This window comes from Paenibacillus sp. AGC31 (genome assembly GCF_057334655.1).
This window is the reverse complement of sequence record NZ_JBHFJH010000038.1, coordinates 38,778-57,570: the sequence shown is the minus strand read 5'-3', so window position 1 is coordinate 57,570 and position 18,793 is coordinate 38,778. Positions and strand designations below refer to the sequence as shown.

Genomic DNA, 18,793 nt, shown 5'->3' with positions numbered 1-18,793 from the left:
ATAGCCAACCTTGCTCTACTTAAGCTCTATATTAGTTCAAATACGTCATCGGATTCTCCGCTGTGCCGTTCTTCAGGATCTCGAAGTGCAGATGTGTCCCGGTCGAGCGACCTGTGTTACCCATAACGCCGATGCTCTCCCCTTTTTCAACCACTTGTCCAACCTTCACACCGATACTATCCAGATGCCCATACAATGTTTCGTATCCATTACGATGGTTAATAATGATGACATTGCCATAACCACTCTTCTGCCCTGCAAAAGTAACCACGCCTTCATCGGCTGACTTCACATCCCGGTTACCTACCAGATCGACCCCTTTGTGCTGGCGACCCCAACGTTGTCCAAAGCTGCTACTCATCGTTGCATTTGATACCGGCCAAGCAAATTCACCAGTGCCCTCACCAACCACTTTTGTTCCGCTAAGGACTACTTCAGTTACAGCTGCTTTAATCACTTCCTGACCAAGCCACTCTTCCTGAACCACTTCACCATTTTCTTTGGTTATACGGTACTGCATGCTTTTCAAGCCGCTTTGTCCTGGGCGCACGACTTTTGTTGTACCTGCTTTCAACTCGTCACTTTTGCGCACTTCCACTTGCGGTTTGATCTCAATCTGTTCAACAACCTGCTCAACCGATTTAACGGTTACCGCCGGTTTCGGAACGGTCAAGGTCAGTTCGTCTCCAATTTGAAGCGACGTTTCCTTGATGTCCGGATTATGCTTACGAATCTCGCTTTGTGTAATTTCATACTTGGTAGCGATCGAAGAGATTGTATCTCCTTCACGAACCACATAAGTTACAGGCGCGTCTTTACCAACGGTTAATGCTTTAACCGCCTCGGACACATCCCATATTTTGTTTGGATCAGCCTTCACCACATCTGTCGCTACATCTTCCTTGATGCCTACCGACTTCAGGGTTGTGCTAGGTCCCTCCTCTTTCTTCGAGGAGTTAGCCGATACCGACTTCGTCTTAAGCGAACTTCGCACAGCCGATGCCGATATGTATTTGCTCTGCACTTGTTCCAGGATTGCATCAGCTGTTGCCTGATCCTTCACAATACCAATGACTTCACCGTCTACCTTGAGCTCCACACCTTTGGCGTAGGCTGTCAGCATGTCACCCAGTTTGTCCAGCGTCTCGTCACTGTTCACTTCAGGTTTGTACGCTCTTACCGTTTCGGTTGTGATGCCATCCGTGTTCAGCACCATCTCTGCATCCGGATATTTATGTTGATATTCCTCAGTTTTGTCTGTAAATAGTTGTTGTAATTGTGCCTCATCTGCAATGGTACCAATCTCGCTACCTTTAACCATTACTTTATAGTACGGTACGGTGTTTGCAGTAACATATTGTTTGCCTGCGAACCCGAGCGATGCTGCGATGAATACACCACATGCTGCTGTAATGATCCATTTGCGCGAGGCCAGAACGCGCTTCTTATTCACACTGAAGGTGGACATGCTCATGTTGTTTTTGTCTTCGGCCGTCCGGTGTTCCCCGGATTGTTCGTGTACCCGGTCTTTGCCCGGTTGGCGTATGCCTCTGAAACCTTTCATGATTCTCTCCTTTTCAGCACTTCTCAGTTCGCATTTCTGTCAAGACATCACCCATCGTGTCTGTCCCATGCTCGTTGATACTTGTATTGGTTGTCCGCAAAATCGGACTTTAGCTGCGCTCTCAAAAGTGTCAAAATTTTAACCTTTTATCACACCCGTATACTTTAACACAGGTTTTACACTCATTTCAACTCTACACGTCACACCGCAAAGCCACGCCACGCTTGGTTTCCCTGTATTATCCATAAGATAGTATGGCTGATCCATCACCCATTATGCCTCAACATCCGCTGTACTATGTACTTTTGTTCGCAATTTAAGACTAGGTTCTAAGACCCAGTAAAATATGCTTTATTTTTCATAAAAATACAAATAAAATCCCTTACCAGATCAACTCTGATAAGGGATTACGTAAACAACCTGTTTGTGGTTTATCTTAAACTGGATTTCATCTCATGTCACAATAGAAATTAACCTTCATGTCTCGATTCTTTGGCTGCAAGAATTACAAATCGCTTCTGCTGTACTTCCCAGAATCCATTGTGCTCCATCTCCATATGAATATCCATTAACGGCTGACGGAACTGTTTTACCTTGAAATCAGGTACTTGCCACGGGATGGTCTTTAGATAATATACCAGTGCCCCTATATCATAGAAACGCTGCGCGGGAGTTGCTTCCCGTTGCTCCAGAATACGGAATCCACACTGTTCAAGCTGAAGAACAGCACGATCCAGCTCCCATCCAGCGTAATCCGCTGGCATAGGAATGCCGAGCCGATCATTGATCTCCCTGCAGTCTGACCAACCTACCTGTTGAGTTAGAAACAGTCCACCTACCGATAGAATCCGCCTAACTTCCTGCTCATCATACGACTCATGCCGATTAAGAATCAGATCAAATTCCCCATCTGCGAAAGGAAGTTGCGAATCATCAGTCACTGGAAGCACCTTCACACCGAGCGGCTGTAAACGTTCCTCTGCAATCGGTATATTGGGGAGATAGCCTTCGGTCGCACATGTGTATGGAGGAAGGGGACGGAGTCTGGACAGCATTTCTCCTCCACCAGTCCCCATGTCGAGCATTCGTTCTGTTTGATTCAATAATCGGCGCGCCATTGTTCCATAGGACCAAGGCAACATTCCGCTCTGAAGTCGCTCACTCCCTGTTACATAGCTAAAATCCCAGCCACTAAACGGCTGGTCAGCTTCTTGCAGCCCTTGCTCGTATCGCTCTTTCGTCGCCTTGGTAAACTTTTTTAGTGATGGTTCTGAATTAGAATGATATAAGTTCATGTTCAATAAAACCTCCAATTAGTGTATTCATAAACACAAGTCCATCGGTTCTCTTGAATGCACCCTATGAACGGAGGTCCACGAATTAGACTGGAGGTTTTTGCAATGTTGCCTAAACGTTTTTATATGTTGTGTTCTTTACCTTTATATTTCATACACTGTTCCCTCCTACAGGCATTTCCAGTATTTATTTAAATAAATTATATTCAATCACCATCGACAAGTCCATTACATTATGAATCAGGCGATACTCGTCTAGGAGCACGCCCGCTTTCTCTGCCTGTCTTATTCTGTCTGCAGTACTTCCATCAGGTTGTCGTACTCTTCACTGGTCAGGTACTTCGAGATCACCTGTTCAATCTCACGTAATTCCTGTTCCGTTAGGCCACCTTCCATGGCGCCTGAGATTTGCTGCATTTCTTTCTGTGGCAGCTTATTCATGAGCAGACTGAAGATTTTTTCTTTCTCCTCTGCTGGCAGCTTGTCCTTTGCTCCTGTAATGTCATCCGGTGATACGACAATAGCATCATTGCCTGAAGAAGCACCTCCGCTGGCCGCTCCGGTTCCATTACCTGAAGCTGAACCACTACCCTGATCTGTCCCTGAGTCATTACCCGTGCCCGTATCCGTCCCATCGCCTGCACTTGTGCCTGAGTTCGATCCTACGGTCGTATCTGTACCTGAACCTTCCCCAGTGCCCTCGTTTGAGCTACTTCCTTGGGACGCATCGCTACCTGTATCTACGCCAGATTGACCGCTCTCCGTCCCATTCCCCATAACTGAAACAGCATCTTCCGGAACCTGCTCTTCGTCCGCTCCTGTCGGCTGATCTTTCGTCCCATTTCCTGATTTGTTCCCCTCGCTGGTTTTACCGCCCAAGGCACCTTGGAACATGGCAGTTAACCCCATAGGTTGACCTTCCCACTGAATATTGAAACTCGCGAGTAGCGACTTCGCATATGACTGTACAATTAATCCGGTCGTGAGCAGTGTCAGTGAACTGACCAGCAACACGGTTAGCACGATTTTGACAAACCACACAAGCAACTTCATTCCGTTCTCTCCCTCCGATTATCCCACCCGTCTAACATGCGCATGTCCGGGTCTGTGACTCTACTGTTAACCAGTATTGACTGAAATCTCGGGATTATATCCGATAAACATACAAAAAACCTCCAGTCATCGCTATAAAAGCAACAACTGGAGGCTTAACATGCCTAAGTCGGCAGAGGATTCTATTTTATAATTCAAGAAACAATCTCTCTATTTCTTCGATTACTCGTAGATTGGAAGAACTTGATTTGTTTGCTCACGGTTACGACCAACGGAGAAGATGGCAATTGGAATGCCTGTCAGTTCGGAAACACGTTTTACATAATTCTGTGTGTTCACTGGCAGGTCTTCAAGTTTCTTCGCTCCAGTGATATCTTCGCTCCAACCTGGCATCTCTTCGTATACTGCTTCACATTCTGCCAGCATTTTGAGGCTTGCCGGATAGTGTGTGATGACCTCGCCGCGGAATTTGTATCCTGTGCAGATTTTTACAGTTTCCAGACCTGTCATTACGTCCAGAGAGTTCAGGGACAGACCTGTGATTCCACTGACACGACGCGCGTGGCGAACAACAACACTATCGAACCAACCTACACGACGTGGACGTCCAGTTACCGTACCGTACTCATGTCCAGTCTCACGGATTTGGTCACCGATTGCATCATGCAATTCCGTAGGGAATGGGCCATCTCCTACACGCGTTGTGTAAGCTTTCGCTACCCCAATGACTTGCTGAATACGAGCCGGGCCTACGCCAGAACCGATACATACGCCACCTGCGGACGGATTGGATGATGTAACAAATGGATAAGTTCCTTGATCAAGGTCCAACATAACGCCTTGTGCACCTTCAAACAATACTTTTTTGTCCTCATCAATATATTCGTTCAGAACAACGGATGTATCACGTACGTAAGGACGCAGAATTTCAGCATATCCGAGGTAATCTTGCAGAATCTCTTCCACATCAACAGGCTGTCCGCCGTAGACTTGCTCGATGACACGGTTCTTTTCTTTGACTAGATGACGCAGTTTCAGTTCGAAATCTTCAGCATCCAGCAGGTCAACCATCCGAATACCAATACGAGCTGATTTGTCCATGTAACATGGGCCAATTCCTTTGCCAGTCGTACCGATTTTATTCGGACCTTTGCTCTCTTCTTCGAGTGCATCCAACACCATGTGATATGGCAGGATGATATGTGCGCGCTCACTGATGGACAGGTTTTTCGTTGTGAAATCATTGTCATGAATATAGTTAATTTCTTCGATGAGTGCCTTCGGGTTGATAACCATTCCGTTACCAATAACACACGCTTTATCCGTGTAGAAAATCCCTGATGGAATCATCGTCAGTTTATATTTTTTGTTATCAATCAGAATTGTATGACCCGCATTGTTACCACCTTGGTAACGAGCCACCACATCAGCGCTCTCCGCCAAATAATCCGTGATTTTACCTTTTCCTTCGTCTCCCCATTGCGTTCCCACTACAACTACCGTTGACATAGTTAACATTCCTCCGTGGGTGCCTTGCGCACCTTTGTATTGGTCTGTCCGTCCTCTATCCCGGCAGGCGTGTTACGCAAAAAACCGACTGAGAAGCGTGCTAACGGACAGTAAAAATGTCCTTCCGTTACATTCAAGGGAAGGTTTGCGCTGCTTTAACGCAGCAGTATTAGTGTACCAGTACCCTTTTTCAAAGTCAAATCAAATGGCGAACAATTAGATATAGTACAACTGTAATGTTCGGAATTTACCCATTATTTCGACACAAAAAACCGGAGACTTCAGTCTAAGCTTGCTTGACTGCTATCACCGGTTCAAGGATACCCATTTCAATGTGAATCTATATCTGGTATTTATAAGACCTGTTTGAGTTCAGTTGCTCTAATAGTTGATCTTCGGGACAAACGATTCTGGCTTCTTGATCGAAGCCGTCAGCACCTGCCCGTTACATCGCGAAGGCGTCATTGTGCGCCCTCTCGTAATTGACGAATTTATTAAAGTTTTTCAGGAAGACCAGTTCTACCGTACCTACCGGACCGTTACGCTGTTTAGCGATAATGATCTCGATAATATTTTTCTTCTCGGTCTCCTGGTTATAGTAGTCATCCCGGTACAGAAACGCTACGATGTCGGCATCTTGCTCGATCGAACCCGATTCCCGCAAGTCACTCATCATCGGACGTTTGTCCTGACGTTGCTCTACACCCCGGCTCAGCTGGGACAAGGCAATAACCGGAACTTCCAGTTCCCGGCCAATCTGTTTCAGTGTACGTGAAATCTCGGATACCTCTTGTTGACGGTTCTCCCCTGCTTTACCACGTCCACTAATCAGTTGAAGATAGTCGATCAGGATCATGCCAAGGCCTTTCTCTTTCTTCAAGCGACGGCATTTGGCACGAATATCCGCTACGGTAATCCCTGGCGTATCATCTATGAAGATGTTGGCTTCTGACAAAGCGGCAATACCCATCGTCAGCTTCTGCCAGTCCTCATCACCTTTGAAGTCACCCATACGCATTACGCTGGCATCCAGGTTGGCTTCCGCACAGATCATACGTTGTACCAGCTGGGCAGCTGACATCTCCAGACTGAAGATAGCTACCGTCTCCTGTGCCCGAATGGCAACGTTCTGAGCGATATTCAGGGCGAAGGCCGTCTTACCTACGGAAGGACGGGCCGCTACAATGATCAAGTCACTGCGCTGGAATCCGGCAGTCATCTTGTCCAGATCGATAAACCCGGACGGAATACCTGTCGTTGTACCCTTATTCTGATGAAGTGTTTCCACACGATCGAATACTTCCATCAGTACGTCCTGAATGGCTATAAAACCACTACTGGAGCGACGGTTGGAGATCTCCAGAATGCGACGTTCAGCTTCTCCGAGCATCGCTGCAACATCTTCGCCGCCTGTATATCCTTCGCTCACGATCTGGGTTGCCGTACGAATCAGGCGACGCAGCATCGATTTCTCTTCGATAATCTGAGCGTAATAGTCTACGTTCGCGGCTGTAGGTACACCATGGGCTAGCTTAGCCAGATAACTAACGCCCCCGATGTCCTCCAACTCACCTTTATCCTTCAGAAGCGAAGTCAGTGTCACGAGGTCAATTGGTTGATTTCCCTCACCAAGCTGGATCATCGCTTCAAAGATTAATTGATGGGGCTTATCATAGAAATCCTCGGTTTGCACCCGTTCCATCGCTGTAATCAGGGCCTCGCCCTGCAACAGAATTGCACCCAGCACAGCCTGTTCGGCTTCCAGGTTCTGCGGGGGAATCCGGTCGAATAACATTTCTCCGCCCATCTTACTCTTCCGTTACCTGTACCTTCAAGGTTGCCTTCACTTCAGGGTGAACCTTGACAGTTACTTGTGTTACGCCGAGTGTACGAATAGGCTCGTCCAGCTCAATTTTGCGTTTGTCTACTTTCAGACCCTTTTTAGACAAAGCTTCTGCGATCTGTTTGCTGGTAATGGCGCCGAACAGACGACCACCTTCGCCGGACTTGGCTTTCAGTTCAGTCACTTCTGCTTCCAGCTTTTTCGCAAGTGCTTCCGCTTCTGCTTTCTCTTCCTGTTTGAGTCTTTCTTCAGCCGCCTTCTGGTTATCCAGTGTCTTCATGTTGCCGTCTGTTGCCAGACGTGCGATTCCCCGTGGCAATAGGAAGTTCTGTGCGTAACCCTCAGATACTTCTTTCACTTGCCCTTTCTTGCCTTGACCCTTCATATCTTTTATAAAAATGACTTTCATTCGAACAGCCCCTCTTCCTTTTCGATTTCAGCCAGTACGTTCGTCAGCCGTTTTTCTGCCTCTCCAAGCGTTCCTTCAAGCTGCACGGCAGCATTCGTCAAATGTCCGCCACCGCCCAGTCGTTCCATGACAACCTGAACATTCATGCGCCCCAGCGATCTCGCGCTGATGCCAATGAGTCCATCCGGACGCTCGCTTATAACAAATGAAGCGACCACGTCAGTCATGTTCAGCAATGTGTCCGCCACCTGGGCGATCATCATCTGTGAAATCTTGCTGCCAGGGTCTGTGACCGCCAGCGCAATGTTTCCATATACCATTTTAGCATGCTTTATGATTTCTGCCTTAGCAATATATTCTGACAGATCCTCTTTCATCAACCGCTGGATCATAATGGTGTCCGCACCGCTACGGCGCAGGAAGCCTGCCGCTTCGAACGTTCTGGACCCCGTGTGCAGTGCAAAATGCTTCGTATCTACCGTAATTCCGGCAAGTAGAGCCGTAGCTTCCAGCGGAGTGAATTGTACCTTATCATGAATGTATTGCAAGAGTTCGGTTACCAATTCGGCAGCAGAGGACGCATAAGGTTCCAGATAGATCAACACTGCGTCATTGATGAACTCTTCACCCCGGCGATGGTGATCCACAACGACGACACGGGTAGCAGACTGTACCAGTTTTGGCTCCATGGTCATGGAGGCCTTATGAGTATCCACTACCACCAGCAACGTGTGCTCGGTCATCATCTGGGTTGCTTGTTCCGGTGATACAAATGCTTTGGACAACTTCTCGTCCTTATTCACTTGCTCCATCATGCGTTCAATCGATGGATTAATTCCATCCAGAACAATCCGTGCTTCCACATTATACAGACTGGCCGCTTTCCACACTCCGATGGATGCGCCGATCGCGTCCATATCCGGAATTTTGTGCCCCATGATGAGCACCCGATCGCTCTCCTGCATAAGATCACGCAGCGCGTGCGCAATAACGCGGGCTCTTACCCGTGTGCGTTTCTCCACTGCGTTAGACTTACCGCCATAGAAAGACAGGCGTTGTCCGGACTTCACGGCAGCCTGATCACCACCACGTCCAAGCGCCATGTCCAGACTGGACTGTGCCAGTTCTCCCATCTCGCTGATGCTATCCGATCCAAACGCCAGTCCAACACTGAGTGTCATTGGCACTTTGAGATCAGCAGTCATCTCACGAACTTCATCCAAAATGACAAATCGGCTCTGCTCCAGTTCCTGCAAAGACTTATGATTCAGCATCAACAGATAACGATCAGAAGACAGACGGCGCAGGTACACTTCGTACCGCTTGGCCCAAGACGTAATTTCGCTGGTCACTCGGGCAATCAGTGCTGTACGCTGTTGATCGTCCATGCCTTGGGCAGCCTCGTCCAGATTATCCAGAACGAGAATTCCCAATGCAAGGCGTTCATTTTCATATTTATCACGAAGAATGGCTAGCTCCGTAATCTCGTATACATATACATACCGCTCCTGCGGGTTATGAATAACTCCATAATGTCGATCATCCAACTGGAATTCGTCATGCAACTCCTTGGATGAATGTTCCTTCGTCCCATCCTTCTTCTCTTTAGGCTGAGGAAGTTTAGGAAACATATTAAGTAGCGGATTACCCACCATTGTCTTCTCCTGGAACATCTCCGCGACAAAGCGGTTATGCCACTCTACCGTACGATCTTCGCTGTACAGCACAATTCCGAATGGAAGCATGCTGACCGCTTCCCCCTCCATCCGTTTGATCCGAATAGATAGGCCATTAATGTAGTCGTTAAGCTCACGGCGGAACGCGAGCTCCGCCTTAATCATGACGATTCCCAGCGCCGAAGCCAGTATCAGACTAATCAAACCAAGCGTCCAGTTATAAATGGTAACGAACATAACGAGCAACAGCAGCAGTATGAACGCCCATACGGTATAGTAGCCGTGCCAGCGTTTCTTCAGAAATTTAGGCATGACTCATCACCCTATCGTTTTGATTTCGATATTGCCTCACGAAGCGGGAACGCCAGATCGATAATTCCGATAATCCGAAGCGGGCCAATGAAGAAGACCGCAGCCGCCAGGAAATATGGTATAACCGGATTCCATTTCTTTGTATGTGAGAGAAAGAAGAAGAAACCGATCGCTTGAATCATGAAGCCCAGATTAATTAACGGGGACAGATTCATGGCAATCATGGTCCAGTATGTTCCATCACTTTGTCTGGAGATCACTTCGATCAAGAGAGCAAGGAAATAATACCAGATCAATGCACGCGGCATACGCCATTCTCTCGCTGGTGGAAGCTTCGATACCACCACACCCATCACGTTCAGAATTGGACGAGCTATGGCGTGTGTAATAAAGGCCATTACCATCGATGTGACAACGAGAGCAAACGGAATCATAAGCTGTGTTTGTTTGGCAACATCCTCGGTCATCTCAGGTGTCCATGCAAACCCGTTGATCATCTGATTCGATGTATTGGTTAACGGTTCAATGGTCAATTTGACGACATCTTCAATATAACTGGACAGGTCGAATTGAAAAATGACACTGCCCACTAAGAGCAACAACAAGTATTCTGCCAACATCATGCCACTTCCCGCCATCAGAGCGAACAGGGCTGATTTGCGTGTTTTATACGCGTGACCCATCACGATCGCAGGCAGGGTGAAGATGAGCAATAGTAACAGATAGATGGGGTGGAATACGACCAAAATAACGGCTACGGGCACGAGATGCCATATAAATGATTTTAAAGATAATGAAGCATACAAAATAACTCCCGGAATCATCATAAAAAATATGGCAAGTACCGATAAAGGAGTTAACAGCGAAAGTAGCAAGAGCAGATAGACTGCGCTCCAAACAGCTGATTTAAAGCTAAATTTCAACAAATTCACCTCTTACGCATATGATCTTCTAGCGCGGAAATATCCTGGTACCAGTCTTCAAGCTGGTGACCTTCCTGTTTATGCTTTTTCAACTTCTCAACTAGCAGTGCATCCAGATCCTTGAAAGGAATACCGAGCCTGCGGCCCAATATGTAACTACTCATAATCAAACTGGCAAGACTGTCCCCGATTCGAGTTGTACTGCCTTCCCATAACGCCTTGAATAATCGGGATACCTGATCAAGTACTTCGGTTTTCAGCCATTCAATCACTTTAGCGCGTTTGGCTACATCCAGTTCTTTAGGCATTTGGCGAAAGTCACTCTCCCCGAAAAAGCTTTATTCTCGATTATAGCATAAAAAGAGGGCCCGCAAAATTACCCCAAAAAGCGGAGAAGTTCTCCGAAACTGATGTCAGGTACTTATGCGGAGTCCTCCGTACATCCTAGCGACCTATATATTTGTAAAAAACTTCGAATGCGTCCCTAGTTCAGGACTTCTTAAGTTTAACATGATACCGGACGGCTGTGATTATCCCTAATGACACAATAATGTTTAAATTCGTAACCACCTTACTTAGCCTTGATCGATTCTTTGGCTACAATGCCCTCACAGTACTCAATAATCTGACTCCGTCTGACAATACCAATGAACCGATCCATATCATCGACCACAGGAACAAAGTTCTGAACTTTAGCCAGATTAATCAGGTCCTCCATGTTGGCGTCAATGGATACGGGTTTAATATCCAAGCGAAGTGGAACGTCCTTGAGCAAGAACTTTGAAGCGTTTTCAAATGAAATCTTTCCCTCGGCATTCTTCATATACCATAGTAAGTCGCCTTCGGTAACCGTACCAATATATTTGCCCTCTTTATTCAAAATGGGTACCGCCGTAAAACGATGATATTCCATCCGTTCCAACGTTTGCCGCAGCGTAGAATCCGACGTCACGCACGTAACCTCTTGTTTGGGTAGCAAAAAAAATGCGATGTTCATACCCTTGTATATCCTCCTTGTGAATTTCTTCGTTCAACTTATCTCGCTCAACTTATATTATACGGATCAGAACGCAGGATGTTCCAAAAGGATAATAGTTCTCACTACAAAGAAAAAAAACAGCAGCCCGCGAATAAACGTACTGCTGATTGTGGTCTACAACACATCATTGGTATGGAATTGGTTATTCAATCTTTTGCCGGTCAGGGATCATTACTTCACCGGCTGGGGTCGATTGATCCATCCAGTTGTTAATCAGCTCTTTGGCATATTGGACATCTTTCTCGTCAGCCTGACCATAATAGATACCGTCTTTTTTCATCCCCTCACCCAAAATGGTGAAGCTTGAGATCTGCGGTTTCTCCTGAGTAAGCACTTGTTTAGCCAGATCAATAATGAAAGAAGCTCGCATATCTGTCTGGAAGCTGTCTCCCATGATCTGAATCAATTCCGGGATTTTGGCGATTTGATTCAAATTCAGCATTTCATTCGCCATCGCGTTGAGGAATATCTGCTGCCGCTTGGTACGATTAAAATCGCTATCCTCACGGTATCTTACATAGTACAGTGCTTCCTGCCCGTCATAGATCGGCTTACCGCCTTCAATCGTGAATTGCACATGATCCGGGTTTTTGTTCACAATGTCCTCATCAATTGGCAGTTTTACACCACCAAGCGCATCAACCACTTTTTTGATTCCGTCGAAGTTGATCGTTGCATAATAACCCACATCAGCATCAAGAAATTTCTCCACCGTATTGATGGACATATTCTCCCCACCAAAAGCATAGGCATGCGCCAGCTTATCATAATCATCTTCGCCGTCCTTGTTCGCGTCCCGTCCTACAATCTGCACATACGTATCACGTGGAATGGATACCAGAAGCACACGGGATTCCTTGGGACGTACTACAGCATAGATAACGGTATCCGAACGTCCACGCGTTTTTTCATAGGCGCGTTTGTCCGAACCGAGCAGTAATACGGAAAATGGTTCCTTACGGTATACCGTTGGATCAGGCGTGTTATTACCTTCTTGCGGTACATAAGAGCGGGATAGCTGATCTTCTACCGAACCGGCGAGAAACAGATCAAATGCCGCTACAGCCAGTTGCTGACGGAACAAATAACCTCCGATTAACAAAACAACAAGTGAAACGAGCGTTATATATAGGCCTTTTCTTCTTTTCTTCTTCTTATCTTTAGTTCTGCTTTTCATCCATTGATTCCTTCTTCACTATCAAAATGATAATCCATAATACCAATTAAACGTCTGGGATGACTTGTGACTCGGTGTTCTCTGAAGTTTTCTCTCTCTGGAATCAAGACACCGCTTACGCTCGTTCTATTGTAATCATTGCAGGAGCAAGAAAAGTTACAATCCGGTTAAATTGAAAAGAACAGCGACTCCTTTTTAGCTACAAAAGGTACACTGTTCTCTTCATTTCCAACATTATTAAATCAGTTTGTGGATACACCTTCCACATGATGACTCTTCTCTTTTTGACGCAGACGTCCCGTTATAAGCGCAGCTACCAGCGTAAGCACGCTGAATACCACCGCAGACCAGAAAAGGCCATTATAACCCTGCCCTGTCGTTTGATGCACTGCCTGGAGCAACACCTCACGGATGCCTTCATCAGGAATCTGGGACAGGCCCTCTGTCAGACTGGAGACATCACTCCCTGCTGCCCCTCCCGAGGCATATTGTTGCAGCATCTCGGGCGGCACCTGAATTCCTTTGTCAGCTAATCCTGCCTGAATGTTGGATCCCAGATTAATGAAAGAACGTGCCAGGAATCCGGCAAAAATGGTAGGTGCAATAGCCATAGCCATCTGGCGGAATAACGAGCTGGTCGCTACTGCGATGCCTTTATTGTTCTCACCGGCCTGTTCCGTGACAAGTACATTAACTGGCGCACCAAGCATCATACCGAAGCCAATACCTACGAGTGTACTCGCAATGACAAATTGCCAGATATGCTCCACCCATAGCGGGAACAGCAGGAATCCAATCGCAGATAGCAGCCCCGCAACCGATAACGTCCAGATTGGCCCTTTGCGGTCTACGAGGTATCCACCTCCACCTGCCCCGATGCCGGATGCCAGCGCGAGCGGAGTAAACCAGTACCCGGAAGCTGTATTGGATACGCCAAGATATTGTTCAACAAATCCGGGAATAAAGATCACCGAGGCCAGAATGGCTCCGGAGAAAAAGGCAATCAACAGCGTCCAGCGAAAGGACGCAATGCCCAGAAGTTGTGTCGATACAACAGGTTCACGTTCAGATCCTTCCAGCCTTTTTTCCATGAAGTAAAAGAGTACCAGAATAATCACACCTGCCAAGAAGAAACCGTAGAACATCGGTGATCCCAGGCTTTGAAGCATGTTCACACCGTCCAGATTGCTGAAGCTATACATTAAACTGAGTACACCCAACGTTAGGACAGCAATACCGCTCCAGTCCACTGCTGCACGATTCAGTTCCTGTTCTTCCTGAATAAATCGAATACCTGCAATGAATAGCAGAATGGCGATAGGTACATTGATCAGGAATAACCAATGCCAGTTGCCCGTAAGATCCAGTATAAAAGCACCGACATTAGGTCCCAAAATAGCGGCAACACCATTCATACCTCCGAGCAGACCCAAAGCTGTACCCTGACGCTCCGCCGGGAACTTGCTTAATACGTATGAGCTGGCGATGATAAATATCCCTCCACCGCCCAGAGCTTGAATGACACGAGCGATCAGGAAAAAGGTAAACGATGTGCTCAACGCAACGAGCAGGGACCCGATCCCAAACAACGCCACTTCAATCAAAAATAGTTTCTTGCGACCATAACGGTCCGACAGTTTGCCTGCAATAGGTACACTCACCGCAAGCCCAAGCGTGTAAAGCGTAATCGTCCATGCTCCCCATGTTGGCGACACACCAAATGATGCATTTAAGGTGGTCAGTGAAGAGGTGATGATCCCGTTATCCAGCGCAGCCATAAATACCCCTATGGCAAACAGGATTAGCGGCCATTTCATTTGTTTTTGCATCACATATTACCTCCCGATCAGATCGTAAATTCAGTATCGTACAGTTGGTTTGGTACATATATATTAAACTGAATTGAATAATAATGACTCACTGGTCATTTTAAAACAAAAGAAAACCATATGTCAATTTAATAATATGATTATATGGATCAATTTACCTCTGATTCGATAAAATAGAGCTACCACATGTTCAGTTGAACCTGCGGACAGCCCTCATATCTTATCTAACGTACTAACGCTTGCGTAATGCTTCAATAATCTGGTCTGACTTGGTTTCCCGAAAATCCATAGTTGAATAACTTCCGAGTCTCCACAAAACGCCCTTCACGAGTATCTGTTCCAAATACAACTGATATCAGTCTTTTGCCATCACGTTCAGCTGTCCCCACAAAATGATATCCGGAATCTTCATCATACCCGGTCTTTAATCCGTCATTCCCATCGTAAGCATACGGCCCACCAATAGAGGACAACATCCAGTTCGTGTTACTCATGTACATCCCTTTTTGATGCATTGATACTTGCATTTGACTGGAAATTCTTAAAATCTCGGGATGGTTATTCAGCAGATATCGCGCGAGCTTGCATGCATCTATAGCCGTCATTAAGGTCTGCCCTTGTATTTCCATCGGACGGTTAGGACCAAGCAGCTTTTCACTGAGGCCCGTTGAATTCGTGAATTGTGTATCCTCAGACAGCCCAATCTGAGTTGCTTTCTGATTCATCTGTTGCACGAACTTCTGCTCTGTACCACTGATATGTTCAGCCAGAGCAACCGCTGCATCATTGGCTGAATAGACAGCTACGATCTCGAACAACTCCTGAACGGTGAATTGCTCTCCCTGTTTCAGGGTCAGTTGACTGCCCCCCACGGAGCTGGCATACAGGCTCACATTAACAAGATCATTCCAGCCTATCTCACCATTGATCACGGCCTCCATTACTAACAGTTCTGTCATCAACTTACTGACGCCTGCCGGAGCAATCTCTTCGGAGCCGTTAAAATCCATTAAGATCTGTTCAGAGTTCATATCCATTAATACCGCAGATTCAGCTTTAATTCCCGGTTTGCCTACCAGCATGTCCGGTTTCACACCCAAATATATAATAAGCAAGAGAGCTAGCAGCATACCTGCCCGTTTCCACCATTTTCTCATAAGATGATCACCTCTTACCTATATAGACGAAGTAAAGAGGCATTTTGTCTGCACTTTTTTGAAAAAAAGTTAAATTTTTTTTATTTTTTGGTTACAAAAAAAACATGAACCCCATACACCCATGCCAGAGTGTACAGAATCCATGTTTTTAAAGACACTTTTTATTCATTTTCCCAGGAGAATTCTTCTTTGATAATTTAGCAACCGACTTCTTAAAGGACCCCAATCCTAACAGCTGCTAATTTAAGAATGTGTTACTCAGCTACAACTGCTTTGTCTGCATTAACTTGCAGGTCGCTCAGGTAAACGCCTGTTCCATCACCAATCGCATAGTTCATTACACGTTTGTTAACGGGTGCTACAACTGCACGATACAGTGTAGGGAATACAGGAACTTCATCTACCATGTATTGCTGCCATTGATTGTAGATCTCTTTACGCTTGTCTACATCAAATGCTTCAGCAGAGATACCTTGTGCCAGCAATTTGTCATTCTCTTCGCTGGAGAATCTGGAGAAGTTGTAGAGTGCATCGCGGCCATATAGACCAGATGGATCTACGTCAATACCAACGCCCCATGCGGCTTGATACACATCAATGTTCGGATCATCTTTACCTGTGTTACCTACACGGTCATAGAAGCTGTTGAACTCAACCATTTCCAGGTTTACTTTCAAACCAATAGCTGCCCATGATTGAACATAATAACGAGCCAATGGTTCAGCTGTGTCGCCACCAGTCATGGATACAAAGTTGATTTCGAGTGGTGTTCCATCCGGATTCGTACGGAATTCACCATCCAGTTTGTAACCAGCTTCGTCGAGCAATGCTTTCGCTGCTTCTGGATCATATGCTACACCCGGATTGTTGGAATCATGGAATTCTGGGTGAGACGGTGGAATCAAGGTTGTTGCATTCCAACGCAGGCCATTATAGAAACGTTTACCTACTTGATCGTTATCTACAGCCATCCACATTGCTTTACGCAAGTTTTTGTCGCCCATTTTTGCTTCGGCATTGCTTACAACTTTTCCGTTCTCTTCATCCCACGTACCCAGTTTGAAACCGATGTACGTATAAGCACGATCGATTGCGCCCAGGAATTCTACGTTGGACAGGTTTGCATTGTCTTTATATTGATCTGTCGGGAATGCATCCACGAGGTCTACCCCGCCAGATTTCAGTTCTTGAACAACCGTTGTCGGGTTGATAACTTTCAGAGTCACTTTGTCCAGTTTTGGAGCTCCACGCCAGTAGTCTTCGTTTTTAACATAAGTTACAGACTCACCCGGAGTGATGACATCCACTTTAAATGGACCAAAACCAATTGGTTTTTCACGTACTTCTTTGGAAGAAGACATTTTGGCTACATCCATATCTCCGAAGATATGTTTAGCCAGTGGATACGTCCATACGCCACCTGTCAGCAGGGACGGAGTAGATTCTTTATACGTAATGCTGATTTGTTTGTCGCTCAGCACTTTAATACCAGAGATTGTTTTTGCTTTTCCAGCATGATACTCGTCCATACCTACGACACTAGTGAAGTTGGAGTCGTAGCGTGGACCATCATACGCTTTGTTACCGATCACTTCATAAGCAAACTGCAGATCTTCAGCCGTTACCGGCTTGCCATCATGCCAGTTCACATTGTCACGAATGGTCAGTGTGAACGTTTTGCCATCTTCAGATGTCTCATATGTTGCTGCACCATCGTTGGTGTACACATAGTCTTTGTCCCATGTAAGCAATGCCTCATCAAACCATTGCAGTACCTGAACATCTGGGTTACCGGAATAGAAGTTGTAGTTCAGTGTACCTTCAAAAGCAGTATCCGATACAAGTCCGAATGTAATCGATCCACCCTCGATCGCAGTACCCTCATTCGTTTTGACATTGTTGAAGTCTTCAATGGAGTAAACGCCCTCTTCATTAGCAGGTTTTTCCTCCGTTTTTCCCTCTTCTGTGTTGGAAGCTGGAGCTGGAGTAGCTGCTTCTTTCTCAGAGCACGCTGCGAGCACCAATACAAAGACCAACATCATCGTGAAAAATAGTCCCCGTGAAAATAATCCCTTTTTCATGAACCTTTCCTCCCTTTTTTTAACCTCTTCTTTGTCTTGCATCAGTCGCACGCTTTAGGGCTTGACCGACATTATTTATACTCAACATCAATACCAGAATCAGTACCGATGCGGGTAGCCATATCCACCATCTGGATTCCAGGGTTTGCGGATTACGTGCATAACTTACGAGTGTTCCAAGACTAGGCGTACTTTCGGGAAAACCAAACCCTAGGAAAGACAGCCCGGATTCGAGGCCAATGTTGGCAGCGAGATTCAATGTCATCGTTACGATGATAATGGAGCTCAGATTCGGAAGAACCTGTGAGAGCATAATCTTCAGATGAGAAGAGCCCAATGTTTTTGAAGCTTTTACATAATCCAGTTCCCGTTCCTGTAATGCTTTGGAGCGAATCAATCTGGCGATACCCATCCAGAGAAATGCCGTCATGATAAGAGAGAACGAGATGATATTGTATTTCGGTACTGCCGTAACAAACGCGATAACAATCATCAACATCGGAAGGATCATGAAGAAATCAACAACACGCATAAACAGGTTGTCTATCATTCCACCGAAATAACCGGATAAAAGGCCAATTAAGATACCTATGAAGCCAGTCATTAACGTTACGATAATTCCAATGGTCAGGGAGTTACGTGTACCGATCACTAGTTGGCCAAATACATCACGACCTCCATAGTCCGTTCCAAGCCAATATTTCGCGGATGGTGGTTCATATAAGGCAAACAGATCCACGCGCACGATATCATCCTGATTCAGAATGAGAGACGTGCCATATACCAGCAACATGACCAAGCCCAAGAAAATGAGCGAGATTAGTGCCACCTTATCTCTGACAAGCTCCCTCCATAAAATACTCAAGCTGGAGGGGCTTTTATCAACCTTTTGTGAAGTTACAACTACCTCGTTGGCCTTGCTCATC

At 46.1% G+C, this 18,793-nt stretch carries 15 protein-coding genes; all 15 read right to left on the bottom strand.

Annotated features, from left to right (window positions below; translation table 11 throughout):
* Positions 1–31 precede the first annotated feature (31 nt).
* On the bottom strand, positions 32–1,564 hold the full coding sequence (locus tag ACE04G_RS23855) for a peptidoglycan DD-metalloendopeptidase family protein (protein ID WP_449004962.1): 1,533 nt from the start codon (positions 1,562–1,564) through the stop codon (positions 32–34).
* 470 nt (positions 1,565–2,034) lie between these two features.
* Positions 2,035–2,859, bottom strand: coding sequence for a class I SAM-dependent methyltransferase (locus ACE04G_RS23850; protein WP_449004963.1), 825 nt, complete (start codon positions 2,857–2,859; stop codon positions 2,035–2,037).
* A gap of 285 nt (positions 2,860–3,144) precedes the next feature.
* Complete coding sequence (locus ACE04G_RS23845; protein ID WP_449004964.1) at positions 3,145–3,912, bottom strand: hypothetical protein; 768 nt, start codon at positions 3,910–3,912, stop codon at positions 3,145–3,147.
* A 222-nt stretch (positions 3,913–4,134) separates the two neighbouring features.
* A complete protein-coding gene (locus tag ACE04G_RS23840; protein WP_036671866.1) occupies positions 4,135–5,421 on the bottom strand; it encodes an adenylosuccinate synthase in 1,287 nt (428 codons plus the stop codon).
* Positions 5,422–5,866: 445 nt separating this feature from the next.
* Complete coding sequence (gene dnaB / locus ACE04G_RS23835) at positions 5,867–7,228, bottom strand: replicative DNA helicase (protein ID WP_036611922.1); 1,362 nt, start codon at positions 7,226–7,228, stop codon at positions 5,867–5,869.
* Between the two features lies 1 nt (position 7,229).
* The gene (rplI, locus tag ACE04G_RS23830; protein WP_036611925.1) at positions 7,230–7,673 is read right to left on the bottom strand and encodes a 50S ribosomal protein L9; all 444 of its coding nucleotides are present in this window, start codon (positions 7,671–7,673) and stop codon (positions 7,230–7,232) included.
* Positions 7,670–9,661 (bottom strand): DHH family phosphoesterase, encoded by a 1,992-nt coding sequence (locus tag ACE04G_RS23825; protein ID WP_076216655.1) that lies wholly within the window; start codon positions 9,659–9,661, stop codon positions 7,670–7,672. Before ACE04G_RS23825 ends, rplI begins: the two co-directional genes overlap by 4 nt.
* Positions 9,662–9,672: 11 nt before the next feature.
* Complete coding sequence (locus tag ACE04G_RS23820) at positions 9,673–10,593, bottom strand: DUF2232 domain-containing protein (protein WP_243391271.1); 921 nt, start codon at positions 10,591–10,593, stop codon at positions 9,673–9,675.
* Complete coding sequence (locus tag ACE04G_RS23815) at positions 10,590–10,892, bottom strand: MazG-like family protein (protein ID WP_017691445.1); 303 nt, start codon at positions 10,890–10,892, stop codon at positions 10,590–10,592. Before ACE04G_RS23815 ends, ACE04G_RS23820 begins: the two co-directional genes overlap by 4 nt.
* Positions 10,893–11,155: 263 nt before the next feature.
* On the bottom strand, positions 11,156–11,581 hold the full coding sequence (locus tag ACE04G_RS23810; protein ID WP_091035263.1) for a CBS domain-containing protein: 426 nt from the start codon (positions 11,579–11,581) through the stop codon (positions 11,156–11,158).
* A gap of 184 nt (positions 11,582–11,765) precedes the next feature.
* Positions 11,766–12,800, bottom strand: a complete 1,035-nt coding sequence (locus tag ACE04G_RS23805) for an LCP family protein (protein WP_036671869.1) — start codon at positions 12,798–12,800, stop codon at positions 11,766–11,768.
* Between the two features lie 242 nt (positions 12,801–13,042).
* Positions 13,043–14,629, bottom strand: coding sequence for an MFS transporter (locus ACE04G_RS23800; protein ID WP_221820223.1), 1,587 nt, complete (start codon positions 14,627–14,629; stop codon positions 13,043–13,045).
* Positions 14,630–14,880: 251 nt separating this feature from the next.
* Positions 14,881–15,786 (bottom strand): D-alanyl-D-alanine carboxypeptidase family protein, encoded by a 906-nt coding sequence (locus ACE04G_RS23795; protein WP_339306316.1) that lies wholly within the window; start codon positions 15,784–15,786, stop codon positions 14,881–14,883.
* A gap of 254 nt (positions 15,787–16,040) precedes the next feature.
* Positions 16,041–17,867 carry an oligopeptide ABC transporter substrate-binding protein gene (locus ACE04G_RS23790; protein WP_221820227.1) on the bottom strand — a complete coding sequence of 609 codons (1,827 nt, stop codon included), beginning with the start codon at positions 17,865–17,867 and terminating at the stop codon, positions 16,041–16,043.
* A 19-nt stretch (positions 17,868–17,886) separates the two neighbouring features.
* Entirely contained in the window at positions 17,887–18,792 is a 906-nt protein-coding gene (locus ACE04G_RS23785) for an ABC transporter permease (protein ID WP_036611941.1), read from the bottom strand.
* Position 18,793: the final 1 nt, after the last annotated feature.